This is a genomic window from Colwellia sp. BRX8-4, from assembly GCF_014077345.1.
Classification (GTDB): domain Bacteria; phylum Pseudomonadota; class Gammaproteobacteria; order Enterobacterales; family Alteromonadaceae; genus Colwellia_A.
Genome location: NZ_JACGVS010000011.1, coordinates 113,872 through 138,881 on the forward strand (window position 1 = coordinate 113,872; position 25,010 = coordinate 138,881).

Here is a 25,010-nt window from a genome sequence, read left to right on the forward strand (position 1 = left end):
ATTGAATGGTAACGGGTATATGCTAAGCAACAGTTTAACAATGCAAACATTAACAATATTGATCGAGCGCAACAAAGCGTTATTAACTTAGTAAAAAGTTAACTTGGTAAAAAATTAACTTGCTAGCGCACTCATACGTTCTTGGGCATATTGATGCAAAGAGATAACGTCAATATTTATCTGTGCGGATAAATCGCTCTCTGCTTTCATACGTTCAAAATCAAGTTTCATACGCTCATTTTTGGCAAGTTTCTTTCTTGCATCAAGAATAGGCATATGTTTAATTTTATCATAAAGTTCAAAGACTGCAGGAAACTCTGCTGATAAACCACTGCTCAACTTTAAAGAATCGAGCAATACACTCAATCGCCAACAACCCTCAGCGATATCACATTGCTCTTCTTTCATTGCGTGGGCAATAATCACGACACTACTAAGGATCTTACTATCGTGCTTTGCTAAGGCAATTTTTTTATCTTGCTCTGCCTGTTTTATTTTAGCTGTTTGCGCTTTTAGCTGGTTTAATAATTTCACCGCATAAAAAGCAAGCGCAGCAATAATAATTACTCCGCCAACTACTATATAAATCCAAGGAGTTGAAAACATGATAAAGCCTTATTCGAATTTTGACAGGTCACTGTTGTCAAATTTATCCCAAAGATCATCACCAGATTTTGCTTTGCTTGTCGTTTCAGGTGATTCGTCGTCGTCATCTTCATCTTCTATGCCGAGTATCTCACGTAGCTGTTGATGACGTTCCATTTTTTCATTGAAATAATCAACATCTTCGTTACTTAGCGAAATATCTTCATCTTGCTGGGCAAGGATACTTTGCAAGCGGCTATCTTCTTCAATAGCGAAGAGTTCTTGTTGCAATGAGGTATCAGCTTCAACAACACGAATAGCAGCAATTGGAGAGTTATCTGCTTTTACTTTGTTTTTGGCTTTAAAAGGTTGCACCGCCGCTGTTACCGGTCCGCCAAGATCTATTGGTTTTTTACTACCAATGCGCGGATCTTTCTTTTCTGTAGGTAAGTGAGATTCTTTACCTGCATCAAAAGCTTCTTTTTGTCGGTTGCCGGCTTGCTTTCCTGTTTTCTTCTTTGGTTTTCTATCAACAGGAACTAGGGCTTTTTTCTTATCATCTTTTACTGCGCCGATAGGACCATTGCCTTGTTTTCTAGATTTTTTGGTACGAGACATAAAATAATTTCGTTTTTAAATTCAATGGTTCTATTTTACGTTATATTGTAGGAAACAGCGATAGTGTTTTTCATGATTAATTTTCAGACATAAAAAAACGATGAACAAGTCATCGTTTTCATCAAACTTTAAGTGGTTATCCTAACCTATTAGCAATTCCGTTTATAAGCTTTAACGTATTATTATTTTTTATGTTGCGTTAAATACTCGGTTCATTTTTTATCGGTCATCCTGACACTTTATTGGGTTGTCCTTATCGGTCTATTGACCTAAATATTAACAATCATCCTGATATTAACTTAATCATCCGTATTCTTTAAAAGTAACCTCTCATAAGAGAAGGTTAAGGCTTTCCGTGCAATTCAATCCATTTTGTTATTTGGCTACAAAGTAGCTGGACAATACTTTACCTTAGTTTATAAATGTCGCAAGTTATAAATATACATTTATTTACAATTCATTGAGTGTAAAAGGTTAACTTATTGTTTTTAAAGTCTATTGATTTATTTAAAAGTTAATGAATGGTAAAAACATGTTTTCTCTATGGTTAATGTCTTACATAAATAATCACAAATAGAGTACATTGTTACGCTCGCTTTATATACGAAATCCTTCGTTTTATGTACTAATGTCCTATTTCGTTCAGTTAATGAGAGAAATTTGTTGTGATTTTTAGGTTATACCATGTGCGCAATAAACTAAGCTAAATAGAAATAATAGCTTAGTTTTATTTATTGGATATTGTTTGACCATTAACGAGGGGCAAAATAGTTTTATTCGTGTAACCAGGCCGCGTGTTTTGGTGCAACTTTAGTAACAGCCCACTCTTCAATCATTAAAGGAGCAACCCTTTTTAATTCTTTCATTTGTTCAACTGTACCGGTATTCGCTGCTAATTCTAAGCGGTGACCACTCGGGTCAAAGAAATAAATTGATTTAAATACACCATGATGAACTGGGCCTAATACATCAACACCTTTACTTTGTAACTCTTCTTTTGCGGCGACAAGTGCATCAACATCTTCAACTTCTAATGCGATGTGCTGTACCCATGTTGGTGTGTTTTCATCTCGGCCCATGGTTGGAGAATTAGGAATTTCAAAAAAGGCTAAAACATTACCCATGCCCGCATCTAGAAATATGTGCATATAAGGGTCTGGTGCCTTAGTCGACGGTACCTCATTTTCAGCAATGGCTACCGTTAGCTCCATGTTCAAATGTTCTTTGTACCAATCAACAGTAACTTTTGCATCAGTACAACGATAAGCGACGTGGTGAATTCGTTTCATTTTGATCATTTTAAACCCTTAATATTCTAGTTTTGAAAGCAATAAGGTTATTTTTGCACAAAGTAACTTTTGTTACTAGTTTGTGGTTTTTTAATTACACTAGCGTTTTACTTTTTTGTGGCAAAAAATTTACAGTTAATTTTTACAGCGCCATTTTTTGCTAAGCGTTCTGTCTACTTCTGTAATAGCGATGGCCGCCAGTGGTGAATCAATAAAAACAATGTGACCGGTCATTAACTGATCATCACGAAAATAGTGGCAGGTTAGCTCAGTATTTTCTGGTAAATGATCAGCCAGTTGCTGCAACGATTTTTCAGTCACTTTGATATTATTTACGGCAAGTAAAATATCGTTAACTGCCAAGCCGGCTCCAGCTGCAGGAGAGTTTTCAATAACCTGAGTAATCTTCACGCCTGAAGGTAGCGCGCTATATTGTGCACCGATATAAGGAGAATAAGCGTTATTGTCAGTAGTCTCTAAGCTATTAAATTTTTTGAACTTTTGAGCAGTAAAGGCAATACCTACTTGTTTAAGTAACGGGGCTAATTCAATACGTTGAGCATTGTTAAGTAAGGCTTGAAAAGTTACTGTAATATCGTCATTACAGAGAATATTGGCAATGTTTATAAAGTCTTCCTCACAGGTACCAATATTTGTTCTACCAAAATGTATCCATAATTCACGCATTAATGTGTCTAAGCTGTAGACACCTGCTGACTTTTCTCTAATCGTTAAATCTAGCCAGAGTGCAATTAAAGCGCCTTTAGTATAATAACTAACAATATTATTTACGCCATCTGGTCCTTGTTGATAAAACTTGGTCCAAGTATCAAAGCTGGAGTCGCTGACACTTTGTTTTAGTTCGCCTTTACCCCGGTATACTCGGGTAGCTGTCTTAGATAATTGCAGTAAATAGTCTTCAAAACTGATCAATCCACTGCGAAACAATGAAAAATCATCATAATAAGACGTGATGCCTTCATAGGCCCACAATTGTCTCGTGTGAACTTCGTGCTGTAAGTTGTAGGGAATAAATTCTTTCGGTTTAATGCGGCATACATTCCAAGCGTGAAAGTATTCATGTGAACATAAGCTGAGAAAAGTTTGATAATTTTCAGACGTTTCATCAGGTCTATTAGAGTTGGGTAAATCAAAGCGACTGGCTTGTAAAATTGTCGAGTTTTTATGTTCAAGCCCACCAAAACCGCTGCCTAACAAATGGGTAATGAACCAGTACTCTTTAAAAGGGACCTCACCAAATAAGTTAATATGATGCTGGCAAAGCTTAGCTATATCTCGTTTTAGGCGCTCCCGATCACCAAAATGTTGGCTAGTAAAGACTAAGTGATGGGTGACACCTTCGACAACAAATTCAAAAGCATCGAAGTGACCAATGGCAACAGGACAATCGATAAGTTCTTGATAGTCTTTAGCAATATAATCACCTAATTGATATTTATCAGTGCCTTTAGCGCGTCTTAAGCCCGTGGCAACTCGCCAACTCTTTAACTGTGGCGACGATTTAGTCGTTAATTCTTGTGGTAATGCAATAGTTAACTGACAGCGTTCATCTGGCAATTCTTGCACTTGTAAAAAAGTTGAACTGCCATTAAAAAAGCCACGTTCACTGTCTAAGTAAGCGGTGCGTACCGACAAATCAAAAGCGAATACTTGATAACATATTGAAGTGTTGACACTTGTTGCGGTAAATTGCCAAGTTTGTTTGTCGGTTTTATTCAGCGCAATTGCCGCAGTATTTTGAGCTGCTTTTTGATCGCTGTTATAAGCGCTAATTTCCGTAATGTTTTTTGCGAAGTCACGGATCATATAGCTACCCGGTAACCAAGCGGGTAGCGATAAATGGTAAGTCTTATCCACTTGTGTGGCAAAAGAAAGCGTAACCAAAAATAAATGACTGTTTAGATTTTGAGGCGTTATTTGGTAGTGGATCATCGGAAAAGACAACTAATTAAGACAAAAGGTTATGGGTTAATGTAGCAGAAATAGTGAATGAAAACAGTAAAGCACCCAGCGTATTGGGTGCTTTACTCGTTACGTTTACCTTATAAATTAACCGCTAAAGTAAAATAACTGTTTTGCCCTGATTCAAACAGACACGCTGCTCGGCATGCATTCTAACCGCATGAGACAAAGCTGTTGCTTCAATGTCGTGACCACTATGAACCATCTGCTCTATCGTCAGGCTATGGTTAATGGCTTTTACTTCTTGCACAATAATAGGTCCTTCATCTAAGTCACTAGTAATATAGTGGGCGGTTGCGCCAATCACTTTCACACCACGTTGGTGGGCTTGATGGTAAGGTTTTGCGCCTTTAAAGCTCGGTAAAAAAGAATGATGAATATTAATCGCTCGACCTTGCCATTGTTGACAAAAATCATCAGACAAAATTTGCATATAACGCGCAAGCACTAATAAGTCTGTTTTGTAATTTATTAATAAGGCTTGTAGTTCACTTTCTTGTTGGGCTTTTGTCGAAGAAGAAATAGGTAAGTGATGAAAAGGAATTTTATGCCAATCAACTAAAGCTTGGCAGTCCAGATGGTTTGAAACCACAGCAGCAACATTAATAGGTAAAACACCGGCTTTAACTTTAGTTAATAACGACACCAAGCAATGGTCATCTTTAGATACCGCGATAACGACATTTGGAAAATCATCACGTTCTCTTAATTGAAAGTTCATCGCAAGCGGTTGGGCTAATTCGGCTATGGCTTGACGGAATTGTGCAATTGAAACGGTTAAGTTTCTGTCATCAAATGCGATACGCGAGAAAAAAATAGAGGTATACGGGTCGCTGTACTGTGAGGTTTCAGTAATAAAAGCGCCATGTTGATAAAGGCTCTGAGAAACTTTTGCTAATACTCCTGAAGTATCAGGGCATTGCCAAGTTAAAATATAGTGATTAATGGGTTTCATACCTGACTCCAAAAAATAATGAATATGGAGTCAGTGTGACAGGTTTTTAATCAAGCAATTAGTTTATTGCGCTATAAGCTAAAATTTTTATCAATATGAGTAGCTTGTGAGATTATTGACCGCTATTTTTTTCATCATTTGCTTGATGCACTTTATGATAATTTTTGATAAAAAGTGCTTCAACTTTTTCACGTGCCCAAGGTGTTTTACGTAAAAATTTTAAGGTTGAATTGATACTAGGATCCTCAGTGAAGCATTTAATTTTTATTTGTTGACTAAGCGCAGGGTAACCAAAATATTCAACAAGTTCGGTAACAAGTGCTTTTAAGGTAATGCCGTGTAATGGGTTGAAAGGTTGATTGTCCATAAGAGTAATTAGCGATACTATCAATAAAAATATAGCGTTATTTTATCAGATTAATTTTGAAGTTGCTTTCAAAAGATTAAATGCAACGGGAAGTTGGATCTAGATATTTCCAGTGCTATGGTAATGCCATGAAGTTAGCTAATAAAGTAAGAGAGATCATCAGTGATTAAATTAAAATTTTCCCATAAAATTATTATGGTGACTACGGTATTATTACTAATAGCCTTGTCGGTATCTACATCAATTAATTATATATTCTTAAAAGATCACACCCAAAAAAATCTTAACAATGCCATCGATGAAATAGGCCGTTCGGTTTCTGGAAATATTGCTAACTGGTTAACGAATCGTCTACAAATAATCGATGCAGTGGCGCTTAATATTACTGACATTAATAGTCATGAAGAAATTTTTCATGCGGTTCAGCAAGCAGTAAAAGCCGGGAAGATGAAAAATACCTTTGTTGGACTAGCCAGTACCGGCGAATTTATTCTTGATGATTTAACGATACAACTCCCAGAAGGTTTTGATATTCGTCAGCGCCCTTGGTATTTACTTGCAAAAGAAGGACGTAAGTCTTCTTTTACTGAAACTTATATAGATGCCACGACGGATCAAAAAGTATTGACTGCTGTAGCGCCTATTTTGAAAAATGGACAATTTGTTGGTGCAGCTGGAGGTGATATTTTTCTAGATGAGATTTCATCGATTCTGAATGAAATTGATTTTCTTGATTTAGGCTATGCCTATTTAATGACTTCAAAAGGGAAGATTCTCAGTCATCCTGATGTGAAATATGTCGATAAAGATGTGAGTGAATTATTAGGTCAAACACCACCATTTTCGAGTGACTTAAATGAGATTAATAATAACACCATAGTTTCATTTATCCCCATTAAAGGCATTGACTCGGTTAATTGGTATGTAGGTGTCGTACTTGACAGCGAAAAAGCTTACCAACCCATGGTGAACTCGAGAAACATTGCCATTATTGTGGTTATAGCTAGCTTACTTGCAACGATTATTCTTATGCATTTATTGTTTAGCTATTTAATGAAACCTATTCATACCTTAAACCTTGCCATAAAAGGTATTTCTCGTGGCGACGGTGATTTAACCCAACGTTTATCGGTTGAGAGCCACGATGAGTTTGGTGAACTATCAGAAAACTTTAATGATTTTATAGAAACTATGCATCATTCGATGCGACGAGTTAAAGAGTCAGCGGCAAATTTACAACAGCAGATTGGCCAAGTTCGACAAAGTTCACAAGTCGGTATTGATATGGCCGATCAACAGCTTAATCGTGGTGAAAGTGTATCGACAGCGGTAACCGAGTTAAATAACTCTTCACAAGAAATTTCGACTAACGCACTAACGGCTTCTAACTTAACATCAGGCATGCAAGCACAGTCAAATGAAGGGCTGGTGGCACTCAATGAAAATATTCAGTCAATTGAACATTTGTCAAAAATAATGACACAGTCAAGCGGCGAAATCGAAAAATTAAGCAGTGAAACTAAAAATATAGTCAGCATTTTAGATGTTATTAAAGGGGTTAGTTCACAAACTAATTTACTCGCGTTAAATGCCGCTATTGAAGCGGCAAGAGCAGGGGAGCAGGGTCGAGGTTTTGCTGTGGTAGCTGATGAAGTTAGACAGTTAGCACAACGCACTCAAGAAGCGGCACTTGAAATCGAAACCATGATTGATAACTTAGAAACAGGCACCGACGCGGTGGTTATTTCTATGGACGAAAGTCAAAAAAATAGTACTAGTAGTGTACAAAAAGCCAAAGTAGCCGACGAAAAAATGCAATTAATTATTCATATGCTACAACAGGTTGATAATGAAAATCATGCAGTAACTGAAGCTACTCAACAACAAGTTAATGTGATCAGATCAATTGATGAAGATATATTAAATTTGATGGATTTAAATCAGCAAGGCGTACAAAATTTACAGCAAACGCAGCAAGCTTGTGACAGTTTACAACAAGAATTCACCGGCTTAAATGATATAGTGGGTAAGTTTAAAGTCTAACGAGCAAGTGTAAAAAAAAGCTAGATAACGTGAGTTATCTAGCTTTTTTTATTGTATCGCCAACAATAAGTGTTGAGTGCTGGCTAATAATAAAGTTTAACCAAAGTAAGCGGCTAAATCTTCACTACCACCAATGTTTTTACCATCAATAAATACTTGTGGTACGGTATCTGAGTTAGTAATAGCACGGAACATTGAAGTATTTACGTCGCTACCAACGATCAATTCTTCAAACTTTAAACCTTGGCTTGTTAATAATGCTTTAGCCTTTTTACAAAATGGACAATCCGGCTTACTAAAAATTGTAATTTCTTGAGACTGTACAGCTTCAGGATTAATGTAATTGAGCATGGTATCGGCGTCAGATACTTCAAATGGGTCGCCAGGTAAATCAGGTTCAATGAACATTTTTTCTATAACGCCATTTTTTACTAGCATTGAATAGCGCCAGCTACGCTTACCAAAACCAATTTCTTTTTTATCAACTAATAAACCCATCGCTTGAGTAAAGTCACCATTGCCATCAGGAATGAAACTAATGTTGGCTGCGTCTTTGTCTTGTGCCCAAGCATTCATTACAAAGGTATCGTTAACAGAAATACAAACAATTTCATCAACACCATTAGCGTTAAATTTTTTCGCTAGTTCATTGTATCTTGGTAAATGTGAAGATGAACAAGTCGGTGTAAATGCGCCCGGTAATGAAAATACAATGACGGTTTTATTAGCAAAAATTTCATCACTGTTTCGACTTGCCCAACCATCGGCAGTAATAATAGGGAAAGTAGTGTTTGGAACTTGCTGTGTTTCTTTATTGGTAAACATAGTCACTCGCTTTGATTGATTTGAATCGATTAAGTGGCACTAGTATGGGTGAATAACTTGATTTAATAAAGTGATAAAAACAATTCACAATGATTGATTAAAGCGATTAATAATAAAAAAATCAATCTAGATTGATGATGAAAGAATCACATGACTTATGACAATAGCCAACGTTTAATTTCTTCGGTCATTATATCTAGTTGTAAATAAAGGTGGCTAGCAGATGCTTTTATATCTTTACTATTTTCAGCCCTGGCTTGCTGGCTAACCTCATTGAGCGTTTTAGCTATTTCAGGGTGGGAAAAATACCGTGTACTGCCTTTTAGCTTGTGAGCAAGTGCTTGTATATATTTATGATCAAAATTCTCGGTGGCGCTTAGCCACTGCTTTTTTTCTTTTTGCCATGAAGCGATAAAAAGTCGACCAACATTTTTACTCAGTTCGATGTCGTGCTCATTATTTTTCAGCAGCATGTCTAAATCAAAAAGGCTGAAATTTTGTTTAGTTAAGTCGTTTTTCTGTTGTTTCTTTAATAACTGTCGATAAGCATTGTTGAGCTTGTTGGTTATTTCTTCCTGTGGGCAAGGTTTAGCCATATAGTCATTGAAACCTGCAGCAATACACCTTTCTGCCGCGCCACTCAAAGCATCTGCGGTTACAGCAATTAACCAAAGCGGTCGGCTTTGCTCGCTTGCTGTTAACGTTTGAGCGAGTTCAAAACCATCAACATTTGGCATATGACAATCAGATATAATAATGTCATAAGCCTGTTTTTCATGTAAATCTAAAGCTTCTTGGCCGTCGTAAGCAATATCGGCTTTAATATTTAGACGCGCAAGTTGCGCACAGAGCACTTTAACGTTTACTAGGTTATCTTCGGCAATAAGAATACGTAGATCTTGAAAACGGTTATCGTCAGCGGCATTAATTAAACGCGTATTACTGCGACGGTTATCGGTGGAACTTTCTAAAGTTGACTGTTTTAGCTTTAAGCTAAAATGGAAAGAACTCCCTTGGTTTAGCGTTGAATCAATCTTAATTTCGCTACCCATCGCTGATATTATTTCTTGGCAAATACTTAACCCTAAACCCGTACCACCATATTTTCGCGTAATGTCGTCATCGGCTTGAATGAAGGGAGTAAATAAGAACGTTTGTTTTTCCGCCGCTATGCCCATGCCGGTGTCTTTTACTTCAAAATAAAGTGTGTCGTAGGTGTTTTTATTGATAACCTCACTGCTAGCCACCGTAACAATTAAATCGATTTTCCCTTTATCGGTGAATTTAATCGCGTTACTAAGCAAATTATTAAGCACTTGTGTAAAGCGTGTCGGGTCGGTTAAATAGCAGTGGCTTATTTTATTGTCTATGTGTAAATTAATTTCTAATGGTTTGTGGTGTTCAATGTGATTGAAGCCACTAATAATATTTTTACAAAGTAAATTAAAATTCACTGGCACCGACTCTAAAGTCAGTTTGCCGGCGTCCATCTTTGAAAAGTCGAGCACATCATTGAGCAAAGCGAGTAAGTTGGTTGCCGAGCCTTGTAATGTTTCAAGTAAATCATTCTGCTCTTTATTTAAAGGTGTGAAAGCAAGGGCTTCTGCCATACCTAATACACCGTTCATCGGCGTTCTAATTTCATGACTCATCCGCGCAAGAAAAGTTATTTTCGCTTGAGCTGATTTTTCAGCTTCTATTTTTGCAGACTCAGCAATAGATAATGCATGTTCAATTTTTAGTTGGGCAAGCTTTCTGACCCTAAGCTGTCGATAATAAATCCAAAAAATAATCAGCCCAAAAAGCATAATAGCGACAAACAAATAACTGACATTTCGATAAGCATTAGCAATTTGTTTATCGGCATTATTTTCATGGAAAGCCGTTTGACTCCATTTTGCATAAAGTCTTTCGTAATCTGTGGCAGAAAGACTTTTAATGGTGCGATTAAGTAAGCTAATAATAATATCGTTACCGGGGTTACTCGCGAAAAAAAACTGAGCATTATCATTAAAGTTTATTAATGGTTGGCTAGTGAGATTTGAGAGTTGATTTTCTTTAACCAAATAAGAAGAAATCAGAGAGCCACCAATAAAGACATCAGATTCACCCAAAGATACTGAAGTAATGGCCGCATTCATCGAGTCAAAGTAATTAAGGTGTGCAAAAGGAAGTTTTTCTATTAATAATTGGGTGGCATTAAAATTATTAACCACAGCAACTTTTTTGTCACCTATGCCACTTAAACCATCTATTATCGTGTCATTATAGCGATAAACCATACTATAACTGGCTTGCAAATAAGGCTCAGAAAAAATAAGCTTTTTCTCTCGGTCTTTATTGCGCTCAACCAACGGCAGTACATTAATTTTTTGCTGTGCTAAAGACGAAAAAATTTGCTCAATATTTTTTACATAAACAGGTTTATAGATAATACCGGTTCGCTCAGTTGAAAGCGTAAATAAATCAATGGTGAAGCCGCGCTCGGTAATGTGATTAAAGTTTTTAGTAATAATGTAGGGCGGAAAACCTCCAGACACCACCGGAAAGGAAAGTTGATTATGGTCAATAATAAAATCTTTTTCAGCAACAGATAAATTTGTAAAATAGGCGCCAAAAGTTAACGAGATATTTCCTTCATTTAAGGCAATGTATTTGTTATTCCATAACTCGGCTTGTTGTCGACTCACTGAGCGAATGCCATCGTTAATTTTATGCATCAAGCTTCTATTGTTTTTATTCACGGCAAAGCGAAAGTAAACTTCTGGTGCTTCATCTTCAGTAATATGAAAATCACCACTGAGCTTATATTCTTTTAACTTTTCATTAAGTAACCAGGGTTTTGTTGCATATAAGGCATCATACTTTTGATAATCGCCAAGCAGCTTATCAATATCTTGATAATAATAACGTTCAATATGGCGACTAAGAAAATTTAAAGTTGACTGATCGTCAGAGTAGATACCTATTTGCAGACCATTACTTTTATTACTTTGAATGCGACGAAACACTTTCTGTTTGAATTTAGCATAGGGAATACTAAAAACTAAGTCTGTTTGATCTTGCTGGTAACGAGTAACGGCGACCACATCAATACTCTTATTAGCAAGCGATTGATAAGCCTTTTCTGTTGGCATGTAGCTAAACGATACTTCACGTTGATTATCTATTGCCCAAATTTGCCAATACTCTTTAAGAAAGTTAACCAGCAGTTGAAACTTCTCTCCAGAAGCTGCATTGATTGATGGTCTATCAGGTAAAGCTATTCGAAGGGGCGCTTTATTGTGGGATAGTTGCTCTGCATAGACACTAAAAGTGACTAACAAAATACTGCACAATAATGTGCGCTTAAGCCAAGTAGACATGGACCATAACATATTCTTTATATCGCTTATAATGTCATCATCCATGGTTTAAAACTTAAGTTTTTATTTAAGTTTATCTATGAAGGCAGAAGTGAAGTATTAATAAATACACTTTATGCTATAAGTAGCAAACCAGCAAATTTTAATAAATAAGTGATTGATTTAATATAATGAAAATCAGATGTTTTTTAGGTAATACGACTTACTGCTACCCGGGTGCTTATTAAATAAACCTTAGCGGCCAACAAGTAAAGCAACTAAAAAGATCAGCATCACAACGCAATAAATTTGCTTGCTACAGTAACAGCATGATAAATTACCCCTAAAGTTGTATATACAATTAAAAGGTTGAAGATGTCTAACACTTACACGTTAATAAAAGGTCGAATTCCATTGCTTATCAGCATGCCGCATAACGGTGAGGCTTTACCTGAATACATTGCCAATAAAATGACTGAACAAGGCAGGAAAGTGGCTGATACTGATTGGCATAAAGACAAGCTTTACGCGTTTGCTCAAGCGCTTGGTGCGTATATTATCATGCCCAAATATAGCCGCTATGTCATTGACCTAAATCGAGATCCAGCAGGTGTTGATTTATACCCTGGTGCCAACAGTACTGAATTGTGTCCGACGACTTCATTTGACCTTGCGCCACTTTATCTTGAAGGACAAGCACCAGAAAAAGATGAAATATTACATCGAGTAACCACGTATTGGCAGCCTTATCATCAAGCATTAAAAAGCACTCTAGCTGACGTGCAGAATGAATTTGGTAAAGCCGTTTTATTAGAGGCCCATTCTATTTTGTCGACCGTGCCGAGATTTTTTGAAGGCCAATTACCCGATTTTAATTTTGGTACAGCTGATGGTAAAAGCTGCGCGCCTGAATTAATCACCGCACTACAAAAACTTGATTACTCACCTTATAGCATGATCACTAACGGGCGGTTTAAAGGCGGCTTTATTACTCGAGAGTATGGTCAACCGCAAAAAAATATTCATGCGGTACAGTTAGAGCTTTCACAACGTACTTACATGAGTGAGCCCAGTCCAGAATACAATGAAGCGTTGGCAAGTGAGGTTATTCCTAAGCTTAAACAGTTAGTAGAAACCTTGATTAAGTTTTCACAACAAAAAACCTAGTGTAGGTGTGCTCGTATGAATGAGTCGCGATAACGGTTTTATTAAGCCGTAGTCATTAGTCAGTGGTGAATAGGCAAACGCAGTAAATGTAGATTGGGTTTTCCAACAAAAATTAGCAAAGGTATTTTCGATGAAGTTATTTGCAGAACGTATTTTATTAAGCAGCGGTTGGCACACGCAGCAAACATTAACCATAGAAAATGGCGTGATCACCGCAATAGCATCAGGCCATATTGACGGCGCTGAGCAAGTAGGGGTTGTTATTCCTGGTATGGTTAATTGCCACTCCCATGCTTTTCAACGTGCCTTTGCGGGTTTCAGTGAACAAGGTAGTGAAGGGCAAGACAGTTTTTGGACATGGCGAAGCATCATGTACAAATTTATCGATCAACTGACGGTAAACGATGCCGAAATAATTGCCCAACAGCTTTATATTGAAATGCTTAAAATGGGTTATACCCGTGTTGCAGAATTTCATTATTTACATCATGAAATTAATGGTGAAAACCATGATGAACTTGCTGCCATGGCAAAAGCCATTTTTAAGGCCAGTCAGCAATCGGGAATTGGTTTAACATTATTACCGGTACTTTATCGTTTCAGCGGCTTTGGTCCTTTACCGGCAAATGACGGCCAAAAGCGTTTTATTAATTCAGTAGAACAATTCAATCAACTGGTCAGTGACTGCTTTACCTTAAGTGCTCATTATCAAAATACTAATGTTGGCATTGCACCTCACTCATTAAGAGCGGTTGACAAAACGTCGTTAGAGCAAGCGGTAAAACATGTTCGTAGTTTAGATAATAAAGCGCCAGTGCATATTCATATCGCTGAGCAGCAAAAAGAAGTCAATGATTGTTTAGCGCATTATGGTCAACGTCCGGTGGAATGGTTATTAAATAATGTCGCATTAGATCCGCAATGGTGTTTAATTCATGCAACACATATCAATGAACAAGAACGCCGAGGAATTATTGCCAGTAAAGCGATTGCAGGGATCTGCCCAACCACTGAAGCAAATCTAGGTGACGGTATTTTCCCCACCAGTGAATTTTTAGCAGAAAATGGCACCTTAGCGATTGGCTCTGACAGTCATATTTCAGTGAATCCTATCGAAGAGTTACGCTGGTTAGAATACGCACAACGCTTAATTAAGCAACAACGTGCTATTTTAGCAACAGAAAATCAACCTTCAGTGGGTCGTAATTTGTGGCAACAAGCAGCCTTAGGCGGCGCTCAAAGTACAAATAGCAATACCGGTGAGTTAGCGATAGGTAAACAAGCCGATTTACTGGTACTTAATGCCAAAAAAGTGGCTTTGTTTGCCCACCACGACCAACACTTATTAGACAGTATGATTTTTGCAAGTCAGCATAATATGATTAACGACGTTATGGTTAATGGCCACTGGGTGATTAACGGGGGTGTTCATCACCTAGAGCAAGAGTCTGAACAAGCATTCTCTAAGCTATTGGCCAGTCTTTCTGCTTAGCATTAAACTGTTATCGCGCATCTAAGTTTTAGAACTGCTCGATAACAGCTTTATATCTTTTATAGGTTATTAATTTTTTAATTTACCTATAACAACGAACTATACTGAGCAATTGTTTTACAAACTTTCGCTTGGTTGTCTCGGTGCAAATGTGGGGATTGTTGTTTGGCATTACAAAAATCAGTAAAAAAAGCTTTTACCGACTTTCTATCGCTGGTTATTTCTTTTAAAAATTGTTGTTCTTCAAGACTAAAATTGACAAGCTGACTCTTTAAGTCAGTATAAATTTTATCGGCCTTCAACCTTACTTTAGTATCTGTAGCTTCTGAAAAGGCATTAGAAATAACGTTTTTCTGTTCTGAAAACCACTCGTCTACTTCTGGTTGAGGATAAAAGTGTAAAAATAATGCCGCTGCGACGATTAAGATCAATAAATTTTTCATAATTCTTTATATAATTGAATGATTATATAAGAATAATCAATTTTCAGCTTATTCACTAATATTAATTGTTTTATAACGTATTCTTAGATAAATATCGTTATAATCTTGAGGCTCTCGTATATCAAGGATTTATCGTGAAATCAGAAGACAAGATCAAAAAAGCGCAGATTCAAATTCCCGTTAAAAATATTAAAATACATCAACCTAATCAGGTAGAAACCTACCAGCCTCGTGATCAAATTTATGTGCGCAAAGTAAGTGGTATTTTCCAATTACTTAGGCAGCGGATGAACTTTTTTTTCTTAGCACTTTTTGCGATACTGCCTTGGTTGCGATATAACGATCATCAAGCCATTTTATTTGATATTGCCGAACAACGCTTCACGCTCTTTGGACTAACCTTGTGGCCACAAGATTTAACCTTACTCGCTTGGCTCTGTATTCTTAGTGCTTTTTTACTGTTTTTTGTTACCACCTTTTTAGGGCGTGTTTGGTGTGGATATTTATGCCCACAAACTGTCTGGACCTTTATTTTTATCTGGTTTGAAGAAAAAATTGAAGGTACCGCTAATCAGCGTAAAAAACTGGACAGCCGCGAACTTGATTTTGACAAATTCTGGCGTAAAGCCTTAAAACATACTTGTTGGTTATTTTTCTCAATACTAACGGCACTAACGTTTGTCGGTTATTTTGCACCGGTTGATGAAGTGTTTATTGACTTTTTTACTTTTCAGGCCTCGTTTGCTTTAGCAGCGACTGTTTGGTTCTTTGCTTTTTGTACTTATGGTAACGCTGGCTGGATGCGTGAAATTATGTGTCTACATATGTGTCCTTATGCACGCTTCCAATCAGCGATGTTTGATAAAGATACCTTAACGGTTTCATATGACTTTAATCGCGGTGAAAGCCGTGGTGCACGCTCTCGTAAAGTAGCACATGAATCATTAGAATTAGGTGACTGTATTGACTGCAACCTTTGTGTGCAAGTCTGTCCAACCGGTATAGATATTCGTAACGGCTTACAATATGAATGTATAAACTGTGGTGCATGTGTTGACGCATGTGACGGGGTTATGGACAAAATGAATTACCCGAAAGGGCTAATACGTTACACCACCGAGCATGAGTTACAAGGTAAAAAAGTTCATTTTATTCGTTCAAAATTAGTGGGTTATGCCATCGTTCTGGTAGTAATGTGTAGCTTGTTAGTTTTAGAAATTGTTAATCGAGCTCCGGTCACTATGGACATTATTCGCGACAGAAATGAACTGGCCAAAGAAAAATTTAACGGTGATATAGAAAATGTGTACACCTTAAAAATCTTAAATAAATCGCAAACTGATAACGTTTATCGCTTGTCTGTTAAGGGTATTGAAAACACTAAGTGGCATGGCGAGCAAGAAGTCATGGTAAAAGCCGCCGCTGTGTATACGTTACCAATGAGTCTGTCGGTAGACCCCTATGAATTAAAAGGTTACATGACCGATATTTCATTTGTTATTGAGTTGGTTTCAGAGGAAGATGATGTTTCTCTTGAACATGAAAGCAGGTTTTTTAATAAACGCTAATGTCTGTATTTGATTTTACTACCCTATCACCCGACTTGATCTTAGATGGCCTAGAAAGTACTGGCCTTTTTGTTGACAGTGGCTTGCTGGCTTTAAATAGTTATGAAAACCGTGTTTATCAATTTCACGACGAAGATAAGAAAAAATACGTCACCAAGTTTTATCGACCACAACGCTGGACCGAAGCTGAACTTAGAGAAGAGCATAGCTTTTCTTTTGAGTTAGCAAAACATGAATTACCTTTAGTTGCGCCGTTAAAAATTGGTGGTGAATCGCTTTTTTCTCATCAAGGTTTTCATTTTGCTATCTACCCTTGTCGAGGCGGACGTATTTTCGAAGTAGACAATTTAGATCAGCTTGAATGGATGGGACGATTTTTAGGGCGTATTCATGCCGTCGCAGCGACAAAACCTTTTAAACATCGCCCGACCTATAACAAGCAAGAGATGCTTTTTCAGGCCACCGATATTATAAAAGACTCTGGTTTTGTGCCACATTACCTAAGCAAAGCTTTCTTTACTATTTTAGAACAAGTGGTTGATATTGCAGCGCAGCAATATCAACCCAGCCATGAAATACGTTTACACGGTGATTGTCATGCCGGTAATATTTTATGGACAGACAAAGGTCCACATTTTGTCGATTTAGATGATTGTCGCATGGGACCTGCTATTCAAGACCTATGGATGATGCTTTCAGGCGATCGCCAACAACGGTTATTACAACTTGATACTATGCTTTCGGGATACGAAGAATTTTATTCATTTGAACCCAAGCAACTTATTTTGATAGAATCATTACGTACCATGCGTGTTGTTAATTATATGGCTTGGTTATGTAAGCGTTGGCAAGACCCAGCGTTCCCGCATAACTTCCCATGGTTTAATACCGATAAGTATTGGGAACAGCAAATTTTAATGTTGAAAGAGCAAGTGTCTGCCCTTCAACAGCCACCATTAAGTTTATTACCTGCATAATTATTAATAGCGCAGGGCTATTGTTTGAGGAAAAACGTTAAATGAAAAAATTATTGAGTTTATTTGTGATGTTATTATTGCCATTAATGGCATCAGCAGCAAATTATCAAGAAGGTACGCATTACACGATCGTGAGCGAACAGGCGACCAAAAAGCCTGAAGTACGTGAATTCTTTTCATTTTACTGTCCACATTGTTTCAAGTTTTCACCTTTCATGACTAGCGTTAAAAAGCAGTTACCAGCAGGAGTTAAATTTGAATTCAATCACGTTGATTTTTTACGCGGCGCTTCTCAAGTTATGCAGGAAACGTTAAGTAAAGCGGTAGTTGTTGCCGAGCAAATGGACATGGAAAGTAAGCTAATGGGCGCACTTTTTAATTATATTCATGTGCAGCGCGCAGTCTTTACTTCTGAAAAAGATATTCGTAATGTTTTTGTTTTGAATGGCGCTGACGGCGAAAAGTTTGACAAATTAATGAAAAGCTTTGGTGTAAATAGCCAAGTAAAACAAATGAAGAAAAAGCAAACCTACTACGCAAAAAGTGGTGGTTTAACTGGTGTGCCAGCCGTTATTGTTAATGGCCGCTACAAAATTGAAAATGCAGGTTTAGACAAAAACAACTTTGAAGCTGATTATAATAACTTAGTGAAGTATTTGTTAACACTCAACTAAATGACCGTTAGCAACACAATAAAAAAGGAGCTAAATAGCTCCTTTTTTATTGTGTTTTTTTTCTTTTTTATACAATAAATAGCCAAAAATTAACGCAACAACCAGTAAAGATAAACTCAGTAATATTTGCTGTTCCTCACCAACTTTAATACCTGCGCCCAGTAATGAAAATATCAACATCTGTGGAATAAAGCCAACACAAGTGCCTGTAACATATGGGATAAACTTTACCTTAGCCATGCCTGCCAATATGTTGGTTAAAAAGTTTGAGCCCGCAGGTAACAAACGAATGACTAGGGCTTTGCTGAAGGTGTCCGTTGAGAAAAAAGCAGACAGCACCATTACTTTGTCGGGGTAAGCGTCAAGCACCCTTTGTCTAAAAAAGGTTTTTGCGATAAATAACGTTAGCATGCAACCGAGTGTTGCCGCTAAAGTGGCCAGCAGCGTCCCATAAACAATGCCAAAGATGTAACCACAAGAAAAAGCAGCGACTTGCCTGGGTAAACCGATACTGGTCAGTAATGCCAATAGGCTTAAAACCATTAACACCCCCAGATATCCTTGAGGAATAAACTGGTCAAGTAGTGGCTGTAGGTTGTTGTTTTTCAATACATCTAAAGAAAATAACACGCTAAAAAGAATGGCAATACTAATTAATGTGGTCATTAAAAAAAGTGTTTTAGTTTGTTTGCTCAGCATCTCTATCCATATTAAACAATCATATCTGATAAAATTTTCGCTTTAGCTAAACTAAACTCTTCATCGGTTAAAAAACCCTGTTGTTTTAAATCAACAAGCTTGTCTAGCGCACTTATTAATTCCGAGTCATGAACAACGATGTCGTGCAATACCGCTGCGGTTTGCTTACTAGGTAGCGGTTCTTCTATTACGGATGTATCAATGCTTTCAGGCTCGGCCTTTTTTTTCTTAAAACCTTTTTTTATCGCGCTCTTAACTATGGTTACTTTCAGCGGTCGTACCGTTGTTGCTTCTGGATTCAGCTGGCTGGCAATAAACCAACTCCAATCAATTAATGACTCTAAAATATCAAAATATTTAGCTTTGGTTAGACGCTGGTTACCTTTTCTAAAATATAAGCATACAACATATGTTTTAGCGTTTTTATCGGTTAAATAAAGCAGGACTTGTCGAGTTTCATCATCAATAAGCTTATGGCGATGCGCTTGATTAAATGACAAGCGCAGTTTGTTCTCGCATTGCTCATTGTAACCATGGTCAATATCTTCATTAATAATACTGACGTTGTTATCGTTTACCCAAATTTCACTTTTAACTATATCGGCAGTAGCCAATTGACTGTCTATTTCTGACTGATGGCGCTTGTAAAACGATACGGTTGTTTGGCTAGTATCGAGTTCAAAGCGTGCAAACATACCTCTTAATTTTGCTTTTTGATTAACCGTTTTTAGTCGTAATCGATAAAACACCACCGCAACCACCAATATAAACAGGGTAAGCAGTAGTTTGCCATAAGCGCTATTGTTGAGTGGCGCCGATTGTTCATCACTTTTATTATCCACCTGAATACGCTTACTATTGTCACTTTTTAACGGGATAGCCTTTACCGATAATAATTGTTTATTGGTTAAATCTAACAGTAAGGGTTCGCCGTTGTGATCAAAGAGTAATGACACTTTATTTTTTGGAGAAAGCTCATCACGACTAAAAGACAAAATAGGTAATGCAGCAGCGCCACTTTGAGCCTCACTATTTACCATCGTGGTATTCAATTGGGCAAGTTGCCAATTTTTTGTATCATTAATAAGATATAAGACACTACCTACAGACGCTTCTAAGTTTCGCCCATAATAAGGAAAAATATTTCCATCAGTTCCTTGAGTAGATTTCAGCGGAAAAACAAGGTTATTTTGGTAAGAGTCTCGCCAGTCAGCACATTTATCAGCAACAACAACTTGGTGACCGCCATCGTAGTCATGTTCTACGAGTAATGCGCCATAATGTTTTTTTGACCACGAAAAAGAACTAATGCTTTGAGCGCCTAAAATAAAGATCTCATTGTTAACGTCGTTTGTTTTCATAAAAGGGTTACTACTTGGCACCCTATAATTTCTTAAGCCAAATTTCTCAGGATTAATGCGCAACACAACACCAGAATACAAAGCGCCTTCGCTAGCGTTTGGTAAGCTAGTGTTACTGTCAGATAAAGCAACAAGCATTAAGCCATAATCATCGTGCCATACTTTATTATATGGATTAAAGGCAATTTTCTGTATTTGATGTGTGGCAGTTGGCACCGCAATTCTCAGCACTTCTCTGCGTTGCTGCACATCAATTTTAATTGCCGCTGTGTTGTCGTATTGCCACTGTGTTATCACAGCGTCAAATGGCAATGCAACGGGATCGGCTAACAGCGTTAATCGCGCAACATTATTATTTGATTTAGCGGGCTCAATATGTGCAGTAAAAAAGTTTTGGAAGCCAGTTTTATCTGCTAACGAAAAACTGGGGTGTAACGTTAGCGCGGTTAATTTAACTTGTTTATCGGTAGTATGATTATTTAGAGGTAAGCTTGCTAAAAAAGTGAGCTTGGCATTATTAAGTAAAGACAATTCGCCAGCAGCGTCTGCAATTAAGTATTGCTGCTTATTCTCACTATTAACAGGTAATGCAATAACGGTTGTTTTATTGGTTGAACTTAGGCTAGGCAGCTGCGCTAAAACTTCGAGTTGAACTTCTTCAGCAATCGTTGTTAAGGGCGTTAATAGGCAGTAAAAAGCCAGCAACACTGGAAGTGTTTGCGTAGTTATTTTTTTTATATAATGAAAAACGTCCATATTTTGCCAACAATCCTAATTTTATAAAATTATAGGTAATCCATTTTAATGTTTCAATAAAATGACTTGGTGTGAATCAATAAATTGTGATTTTTTACTATCATTGAGATAGCTTAATCTTCCGTCGACAACTAATTGGTCGCCTAGCTCGGCCTTATCTTTAATATAATGTGCTTGTTTTCCCCAGATATGTACCGAACGTTCGATAGAAATATTTTGGGTTTGCTGTGTTATAGGCGAATACACTAAATTATTAACGGTTAAGTTAAGCGCGACTAATTCTTTATTATTCTCGGTTAGTACTAAATTAATATCGCTGCTTATTTCACCACTCATATGCACTTGGTTTATTGATTGGGCGTAACCCTTTGCAAATGTTTGTGCATAAGTGGCGTGTAATATTTCACGGTTAGCTTTTTTACTATTAAGTAAATAGCCTTGCACTAAAATAACATCACCCTTTTGCGAGTGAATAAGTGAACGATCAACAATATCACCAATAACTTTAACCGTATGATAACTCGTCCATTCTTTAAACTGTTGGCTCGTTTTGTCAAACCATCTGCTATGGGTCGCTAATACTAACTCAGCTACAGCAAGGACCGGGTTTGCTTGATAACGAATATCAGGCTTAGCAACTAAATTTCCTAATAAGGTTACTGAACATAAATGATTTTGGCTTAGATGATTTGTCATGGCAATTTAATAAAAAAAACTATAGTGCTAATTTACTGAAAATCATCAGATTAAGCAAATACATGATATTAAATAACCATAATTTTTCTGTACTTTGATGATAAAATTGTTAGTATGCCGAACAAACCAAGGGGTGCAATAAAAAGCTGTTGTTAATAGGCTTTTGTATTGCTGAGAATTTTTACCCTTAATACCTGAAACGGATAATGCCGGCGTAGGAATGGTTAATATGTTGAATACTTATCGTAAACACTTTGTGTAGGTGCTTACTTACGGTGTATTTGCCTTATTGCTCTTTTTGCTTGCATGCCACAAAAAGAGCCCAGTATGAATTTTATAAAATCTCCTATTTCAATCGCGGTAACAACGACTTTATTGACTTTTGCTAGTGTCACACAAGCAAATGAGTCAAATGATATTGAGCGTATAACCGTCACTTCTAGTTTCAATAAGCAATCTTTAGCGCAAGCCCCTACCAGTATTGCAATCATCGACCAACAAAAAATAGCTGAGCAGGGCATTCAACATTTTGAAGAAGTTATTAATGGTGTCGCCAACTTAAATTTCTCTGGTGGAACATCTCGTCCGAAATATTTACAAATTAGAGGCGTCGGTGAACGTTCTGAATACCGCGGTGCGCCAAACTCATCAGTGGGCTTCATTGTCGACGATATCGATTTGTCAGGCTTGGGCATGGCAGCTTCTATGTACGATGTTCAACAAGTTGAAGTCTTAAGAGGTCCACAAGGTACACGTTTTGGTGCCAATGCGCTTGCGGGTTTAATTTACATAAAATCAAAAGACGCAACAGAATTACCCGAGCATGGTTTTAAAGTAACGTTAGGCAATGACGACTTAATTAATGTTGCCGGTTATAGCTCTGGTGCTGTCACCGAAGACTTAAATTACCGCATATCATTAGAGCAACATCAACAAAACGGTTATCGCGACAATCTTTATCTAAATAGAGATGATACTAATGGCATTGACGAGTTTTCTGGAAAGTTCAAATTGCAATATACGGCAACAGAAGATTTAAGTGTTTATTTTACTTATATATTTGCGGATAACGATAATAGTTTCGACCCATGGACATTAGATAACAACGGCTTTAATACGATCACGGACAACCCAGGTGTTGATAATCAAAAATCGCATGGCGGGGCACTAAAATTTAGCTTTGAAGGTTTGTCATTTGCAAAATTCGAAGCGATAAGCAGCTATACCAAGACAGAGCATCAGCACGCTTATGATGGTGATTGGGCAAACGCAGATTATTGGGCAAGTAAAAGTTGTGATGGTGCGCCATGTGAATACAGTTACCTTTGGGACAAACGCGCCGATAGAGATGTATGGTCACAAGAGTTTCGATTATCATCAAATGACGGCTCAAGAATTTTTGACAATACAACTGCTTGGCTAGTGGGTACTTACATTAGCAAAATGAATGAAGATAACGACCTTGACTCTTTTTATAATGGTTGGGAAGACGAAATACTCGACTCTACATACTCAGCTAATAATTATGCAATTTTTACCCAGTTAGACAGTGTTCTTAGCTATGGCCATGAATTATCAGTAGGTTTGCGCGTTGAAAAACGTTCAACCGATTATAGCGATAGTGCTGGCGATGAGTTTGACCCGTCTGAAACCATGTGGGGCGGACACATCGCCTTGAGTAAGATCATTAACAATGAGCATTCTGCCTATGTTCGTGTCGCGCGTGGTTACAAAGCGGGTGGTTTTAATATGGATTTACCCGAGCAATTAATCCAATTTAAAGAATTTGATACCGAAGTCTTAGTCAATTATGAATTAGGTCTGCAATCGAATATGCTAAATAATACCTTAGTCAGTCGACTAGCCTTATTCTATATGGACAGACAAGATCAACAAGTTAATGCTTCTCAACAGAACCCTGATAAGCCACAGCAATTTACCATTTACACGGCAAATGCCACCAGTTCAAGCAGTTACGGTTTGGAACTTGAGTTAACATACCAAGTTAATAATAATTTAACGATCGACTCGACAGTGGGCTACCTAAACGCAACATATGATGTTTATGGCTATTCTGACAAGTACGGTACAAACATTGACATTTCAGGACGCGATTTAGCACACGCACCAAGCTATACCTTTAGCCTTGGCTCTACGTATCGAAGCGATAATGGCGTTGTTTTCAATGTGAACTGGTCAGGAAAAGATGAATTTTTCTTCTCTGATAGCCATGACGAAAAAGCGTCAAGTTCAAACTTATTGAATGCGAAAGTTGCTTATGAACTCGCTGATTGGTCTATTTCACTTTGGGCTAGAAATATTACCGATGAAAAAATCGCAACACGCGGCTTCTTCTTCGGTAACGAACCTGATTTAGATTGGGTAGCCAAAAAATATCAACGCTTTGGCGCACCAAGACAAATTGGTGTAACGTTTGATTATAACTTCTAAGGTTAAGCACTCTTCAGCTAACACGCTATCATCCTGAAGTAGCATGCCGTCATGCTGAATTGATATGCCATAATGCTGAAGTAAAACGCCGTCATGTTGAAGTAACACGCCGTCATGATGAACTAACACGTCGTCATGCTGAATTTATTTCAGTATCAGTATTCGTGGCTTCAAGTAATGAGATCCTGAAACAAGTTCAGGATGACGGGGTGGGTCAGGATAACGGGATTTTTAGCTTGGCAGAGCAGTTATTAAAAGCGCCTTGACGTTATGTTGAAGTAACATGCCGTCATGTTGAACTAACACGTCGTCATGCTGAATTTATTTCAGTATCTGTATTCGTGGTTTAAAGTAATGAGATCCTGAAACAAGTTCAGGATGACGGGGGGTGTTCAGGATGACGGGATTTTTAGCTTGGCATAGCAGTTGTTAAAAGCCGTCATGCCGTTATGTTGAAGTAACATGCCGCCATGTTGAACTAACATGTCGTCTCGTTGAACTAACATGTCGTCATGCTGAATTTATTTCAGTATCTGTATTCGTGGCTTAAAGTAATGAGATCCTGAAACAAGTTCAGGATGACGGGGGGTGTTCAGGATGACGGGATTTTTAGCTTGGCAGAGCAGTTATTAAAAGCGCCTTGGCGTTATGTTGAAGTAACATGCCGTCATGTTGAAGTAACATGTCGTCATGATGAACTAACATTTCGTCATGATG

Annotated in this window: 20 protein-coding genes and 1 riboswitch; of the genes, 8 read left to right on the forward strand and 12 right to left on the reverse strand. The window is 37.5% G+C overall.

From position 1 onward, the window contains the following. Positions 1 to 114: 114 nt before the first annotated feature. The 6 genes from H4J56_RS11160 to H4J56_RS11185 form a co-directional block, all read right to left on the reverse strand. Positions 115 to 606 carry a DUF2489 domain-containing protein gene (locus tag H4J56_RS11160; protein ID WP_182244371.1) on the reverse strand — a complete coding sequence of 164 codons (492 nt, stop codon included), beginning with the start codon at positions 604 to 606 and terminating at the stop codon, positions 115 to 117. Between the two features lie 9 nt (positions 607 to 615). Further along, positions 616 to 1,203: a Der GTPase-activating protein YihI gene (gene yihI, locus H4J56_RS11165; protein WP_182244370.1), complete on the reverse strand. Its 588-nt coding sequence runs from the start codon at positions 1,201 to 1,203 to the stop codon at positions 616 to 618. Positions 1,204 to 1,976: 773 nt separating this feature from the next. Then, complete coding sequence (locus tag H4J56_RS11170; RefSeq protein ID WP_070375174.1) at positions 1,977 to 2,501, reverse strand: VOC family protein; 525 nt, start codon at positions 2,499 to 2,501, stop codon at positions 1,977 to 1,979. A gap of 126 nt (positions 2,502 to 2,627) precedes the next feature. Then, positions 2,628 to 4,445, reverse strand: a complete 1,818-nt coding sequence (locus tag H4J56_RS11175) for a M61 family metallopeptidase (protein ID WP_182244368.1) — start codon at positions 4,443 to 4,445, stop codon at positions 2,628 to 2,630. Positions 4,446 to 4,569: 124 nt separating this feature from the next. Then, positions 4,570 to 5,430, reverse strand: a complete 861-nt coding sequence (purU, locus tag H4J56_RS11180) for a formyltetrahydrofolate deformylase (RefSeq protein WP_182230585.1) — start codon at positions 5,428 to 5,430, stop codon at positions 4,570 to 4,572. 112 nt (positions 5,431 to 5,542) lie between these two features. Continuing rightward, positions 5,543 to 5,797, reverse strand: a complete 255-nt coding sequence (locus H4J56_RS11185; protein WP_182221454.1) for a VF530 family DNA-binding protein — start codon at positions 5,795 to 5,797, stop codon at positions 5,543 to 5,545. A 162-nt stretch (positions 5,798 to 5,959) separates the two neighbouring features. Between H4J56_RS11185 and H4J56_RS11190 the strand changes: the two genes are divergently transcribed. Then, entirely contained in the window at positions 5,960 to 7,840 is a 1,881-nt protein-coding gene (locus H4J56_RS11190; RefSeq protein WP_182221455.1) for a methyl-accepting chemotaxis protein, read from the forward strand. 96 nt (positions 7,841 to 7,936) lie between these two features. Here the strand turns inward: H4J56_RS11190 and H4J56_RS11195 are convergent, their stop codons facing one another. After that, entirely contained in the window at positions 7,937 to 8,665 is a 729-nt protein-coding gene (locus H4J56_RS11195; protein WP_070375171.1) for a glutathione peroxidase, read from the reverse strand. Between the two features lie 155 nt (positions 8,666 to 8,820). Then, on the reverse strand, positions 8,821 to 12,030 hold the full coding sequence (locus H4J56_RS11200) for an ATP-binding protein (protein ID WP_182259318.1): 3,210 nt from the start codon (positions 12,028 to 12,030) through the stop codon (positions 8,821 to 8,823). 354 nt (positions 12,031 to 12,384) lie between these two features. Here H4J56_RS11200 and hutG point away from each other — a divergent pair, with 354 nt between their 5' ends. Together hutG and H4J56_RS11210 are read left to right on the forward strand one after the other, a co-directional pair. Next, positions 12,385 to 13,176 (forward strand): N-formylglutamate deformylase, encoded by a 792-nt coding sequence (gene hutG, locus H4J56_RS11205; protein WP_182259319.1) that lies wholly within the window; start codon positions 12,385 to 12,387, stop codon positions 13,174 to 13,176. A 130-nt stretch (positions 13,177 to 13,306) separates the two neighbouring features. Continuing rightward, positions 13,307 to 14,668 (forward strand): formimidoylglutamate deiminase, encoded by a 1,362-nt coding sequence (locus tag H4J56_RS11210; RefSeq protein WP_182259320.1) that lies wholly within the window; start codon positions 13,307 to 13,309, stop codon positions 14,666 to 14,668. An 86-nt stretch (positions 14,669 to 14,754) separates the two neighbouring features. On the opposite strand, the gene H4J56_RS11215 is transcribed toward H4J56_RS11210, so the two are convergent. Further along, positions 14,755 to 15,111 (reverse strand): hypothetical protein, encoded by a 357-nt coding sequence (locus tag H4J56_RS11215; RefSeq protein ID WP_182218171.1) that lies wholly within the window; start codon positions 15,109 to 15,111, stop codon positions 14,755 to 14,757. Positions 15,112 to 15,245: 134 nt separating this feature from the next. Here H4J56_RS11215 and ccoG point away from each other — a divergent pair, with 134 nt between their 5' ends. The 3 genes from ccoG to H4J56_RS11230 are packed head-to-tail and all read left to right on the forward strand — an operon-like array spanning position 15,246 to position 18,330. Next, entirely contained in the window at positions 15,246 to 16,679 is a 1,434-nt protein-coding gene (gene ccoG, locus H4J56_RS11220; RefSeq protein WP_182242047.1) for a cytochrome c oxidase accessory protein CcoG, read from the forward strand. Then, positions 16,679 to 17,656, forward strand: a complete 978-nt coding sequence (locus tag H4J56_RS11225) for a serine/threonine protein kinase (protein ID WP_070375165.1) — start codon at positions 16,679 to 16,681, stop codon at positions 17,654 to 17,656. The genes ccoG and H4J56_RS11225 overlap by 1 nt, the downstream gene beginning before the upstream one ends. A gap of 41 nt (positions 17,657 to 17,697) precedes the next feature. After that, positions 17,698 to 18,330 (forward strand): thiol:disulfide interchange protein DsbA/DsbL, encoded by a 633-nt coding sequence (locus H4J56_RS11230; RefSeq protein ID WP_182218184.1) that lies wholly within the window; start codon positions 17,698 to 17,700, stop codon positions 18,328 to 18,330. Positions 18,331 to 18,360: 30 nt separating this feature from the next. On the opposite strand, the gene H4J56_RS11235 is transcribed toward H4J56_RS11230, so the two are convergent. From H4J56_RS11235 to H4J56_RS11245, 3 genes are read right to left on the reverse strand one after another with little or no spacing between them, the layout of a single operon-like run. Further along, positions 18,361 to 19,029, reverse strand: coding sequence for a TVP38/TMEM64 family protein (locus H4J56_RS11235; RefSeq protein WP_182221462.1), 669 nt, complete (start codon positions 19,027 to 19,029; stop codon positions 18,361 to 18,363). Between the two features lie 11 nt (positions 19,030 to 19,040). Then, positions 19,041 to 21,146 (reverse strand): SHOCT domain-containing protein, encoded by a 2,106-nt coding sequence (locus H4J56_RS11240; protein ID WP_182259321.1) that lies wholly within the window; start codon positions 21,144 to 21,146, stop codon positions 19,041 to 19,043. A 45-nt stretch (positions 21,147 to 21,191) separates the two neighbouring features. Beyond that, the gene (locus H4J56_RS11245) at positions 21,192 to 21,842 is read right to left on the reverse strand and encodes a single-stranded DNA-binding protein (RefSeq protein WP_182218189.1); all 651 of its coding nucleotides are present in this window, start codon (positions 21,840 to 21,842) and stop codon (positions 21,192 to 21,194) included. Positions 21,843 to 21,961: 119 nt separating this feature from the next. Further along, positions 21,962 to 22,080, forward strand: a riboswitch (TPP riboswitch). Between the two features lie 89 nt (positions 22,081 to 22,169). Between H4J56_RS11245 and H4J56_RS11250 the strand changes: the two genes are divergently transcribed. Both H4J56_RS11250 and H4J56_RS11255 read left to right on the forward strand, forming a co-directional pair. Continuing rightward, positions 22,170 to 24,293, forward strand: a complete 2,124-nt coding sequence (locus tag H4J56_RS11250) for a TonB-dependent receptor (RefSeq protein WP_182259322.1) — start codon at positions 22,170 to 22,172, stop codon at positions 24,291 to 24,293. A 59-nt stretch (positions 24,294 to 24,352) separates the two neighbouring features. Then, on the forward strand, positions 24,353 to 24,559 hold the full coding sequence (locus H4J56_RS11255) for a hypothetical protein (RefSeq protein ID WP_182259323.1): 207 nt from the start codon (positions 24,353 to 24,355) through the stop codon (positions 24,557 to 24,559). Positions 24,560 to 25,010 lie beyond the last annotated feature (451 nt).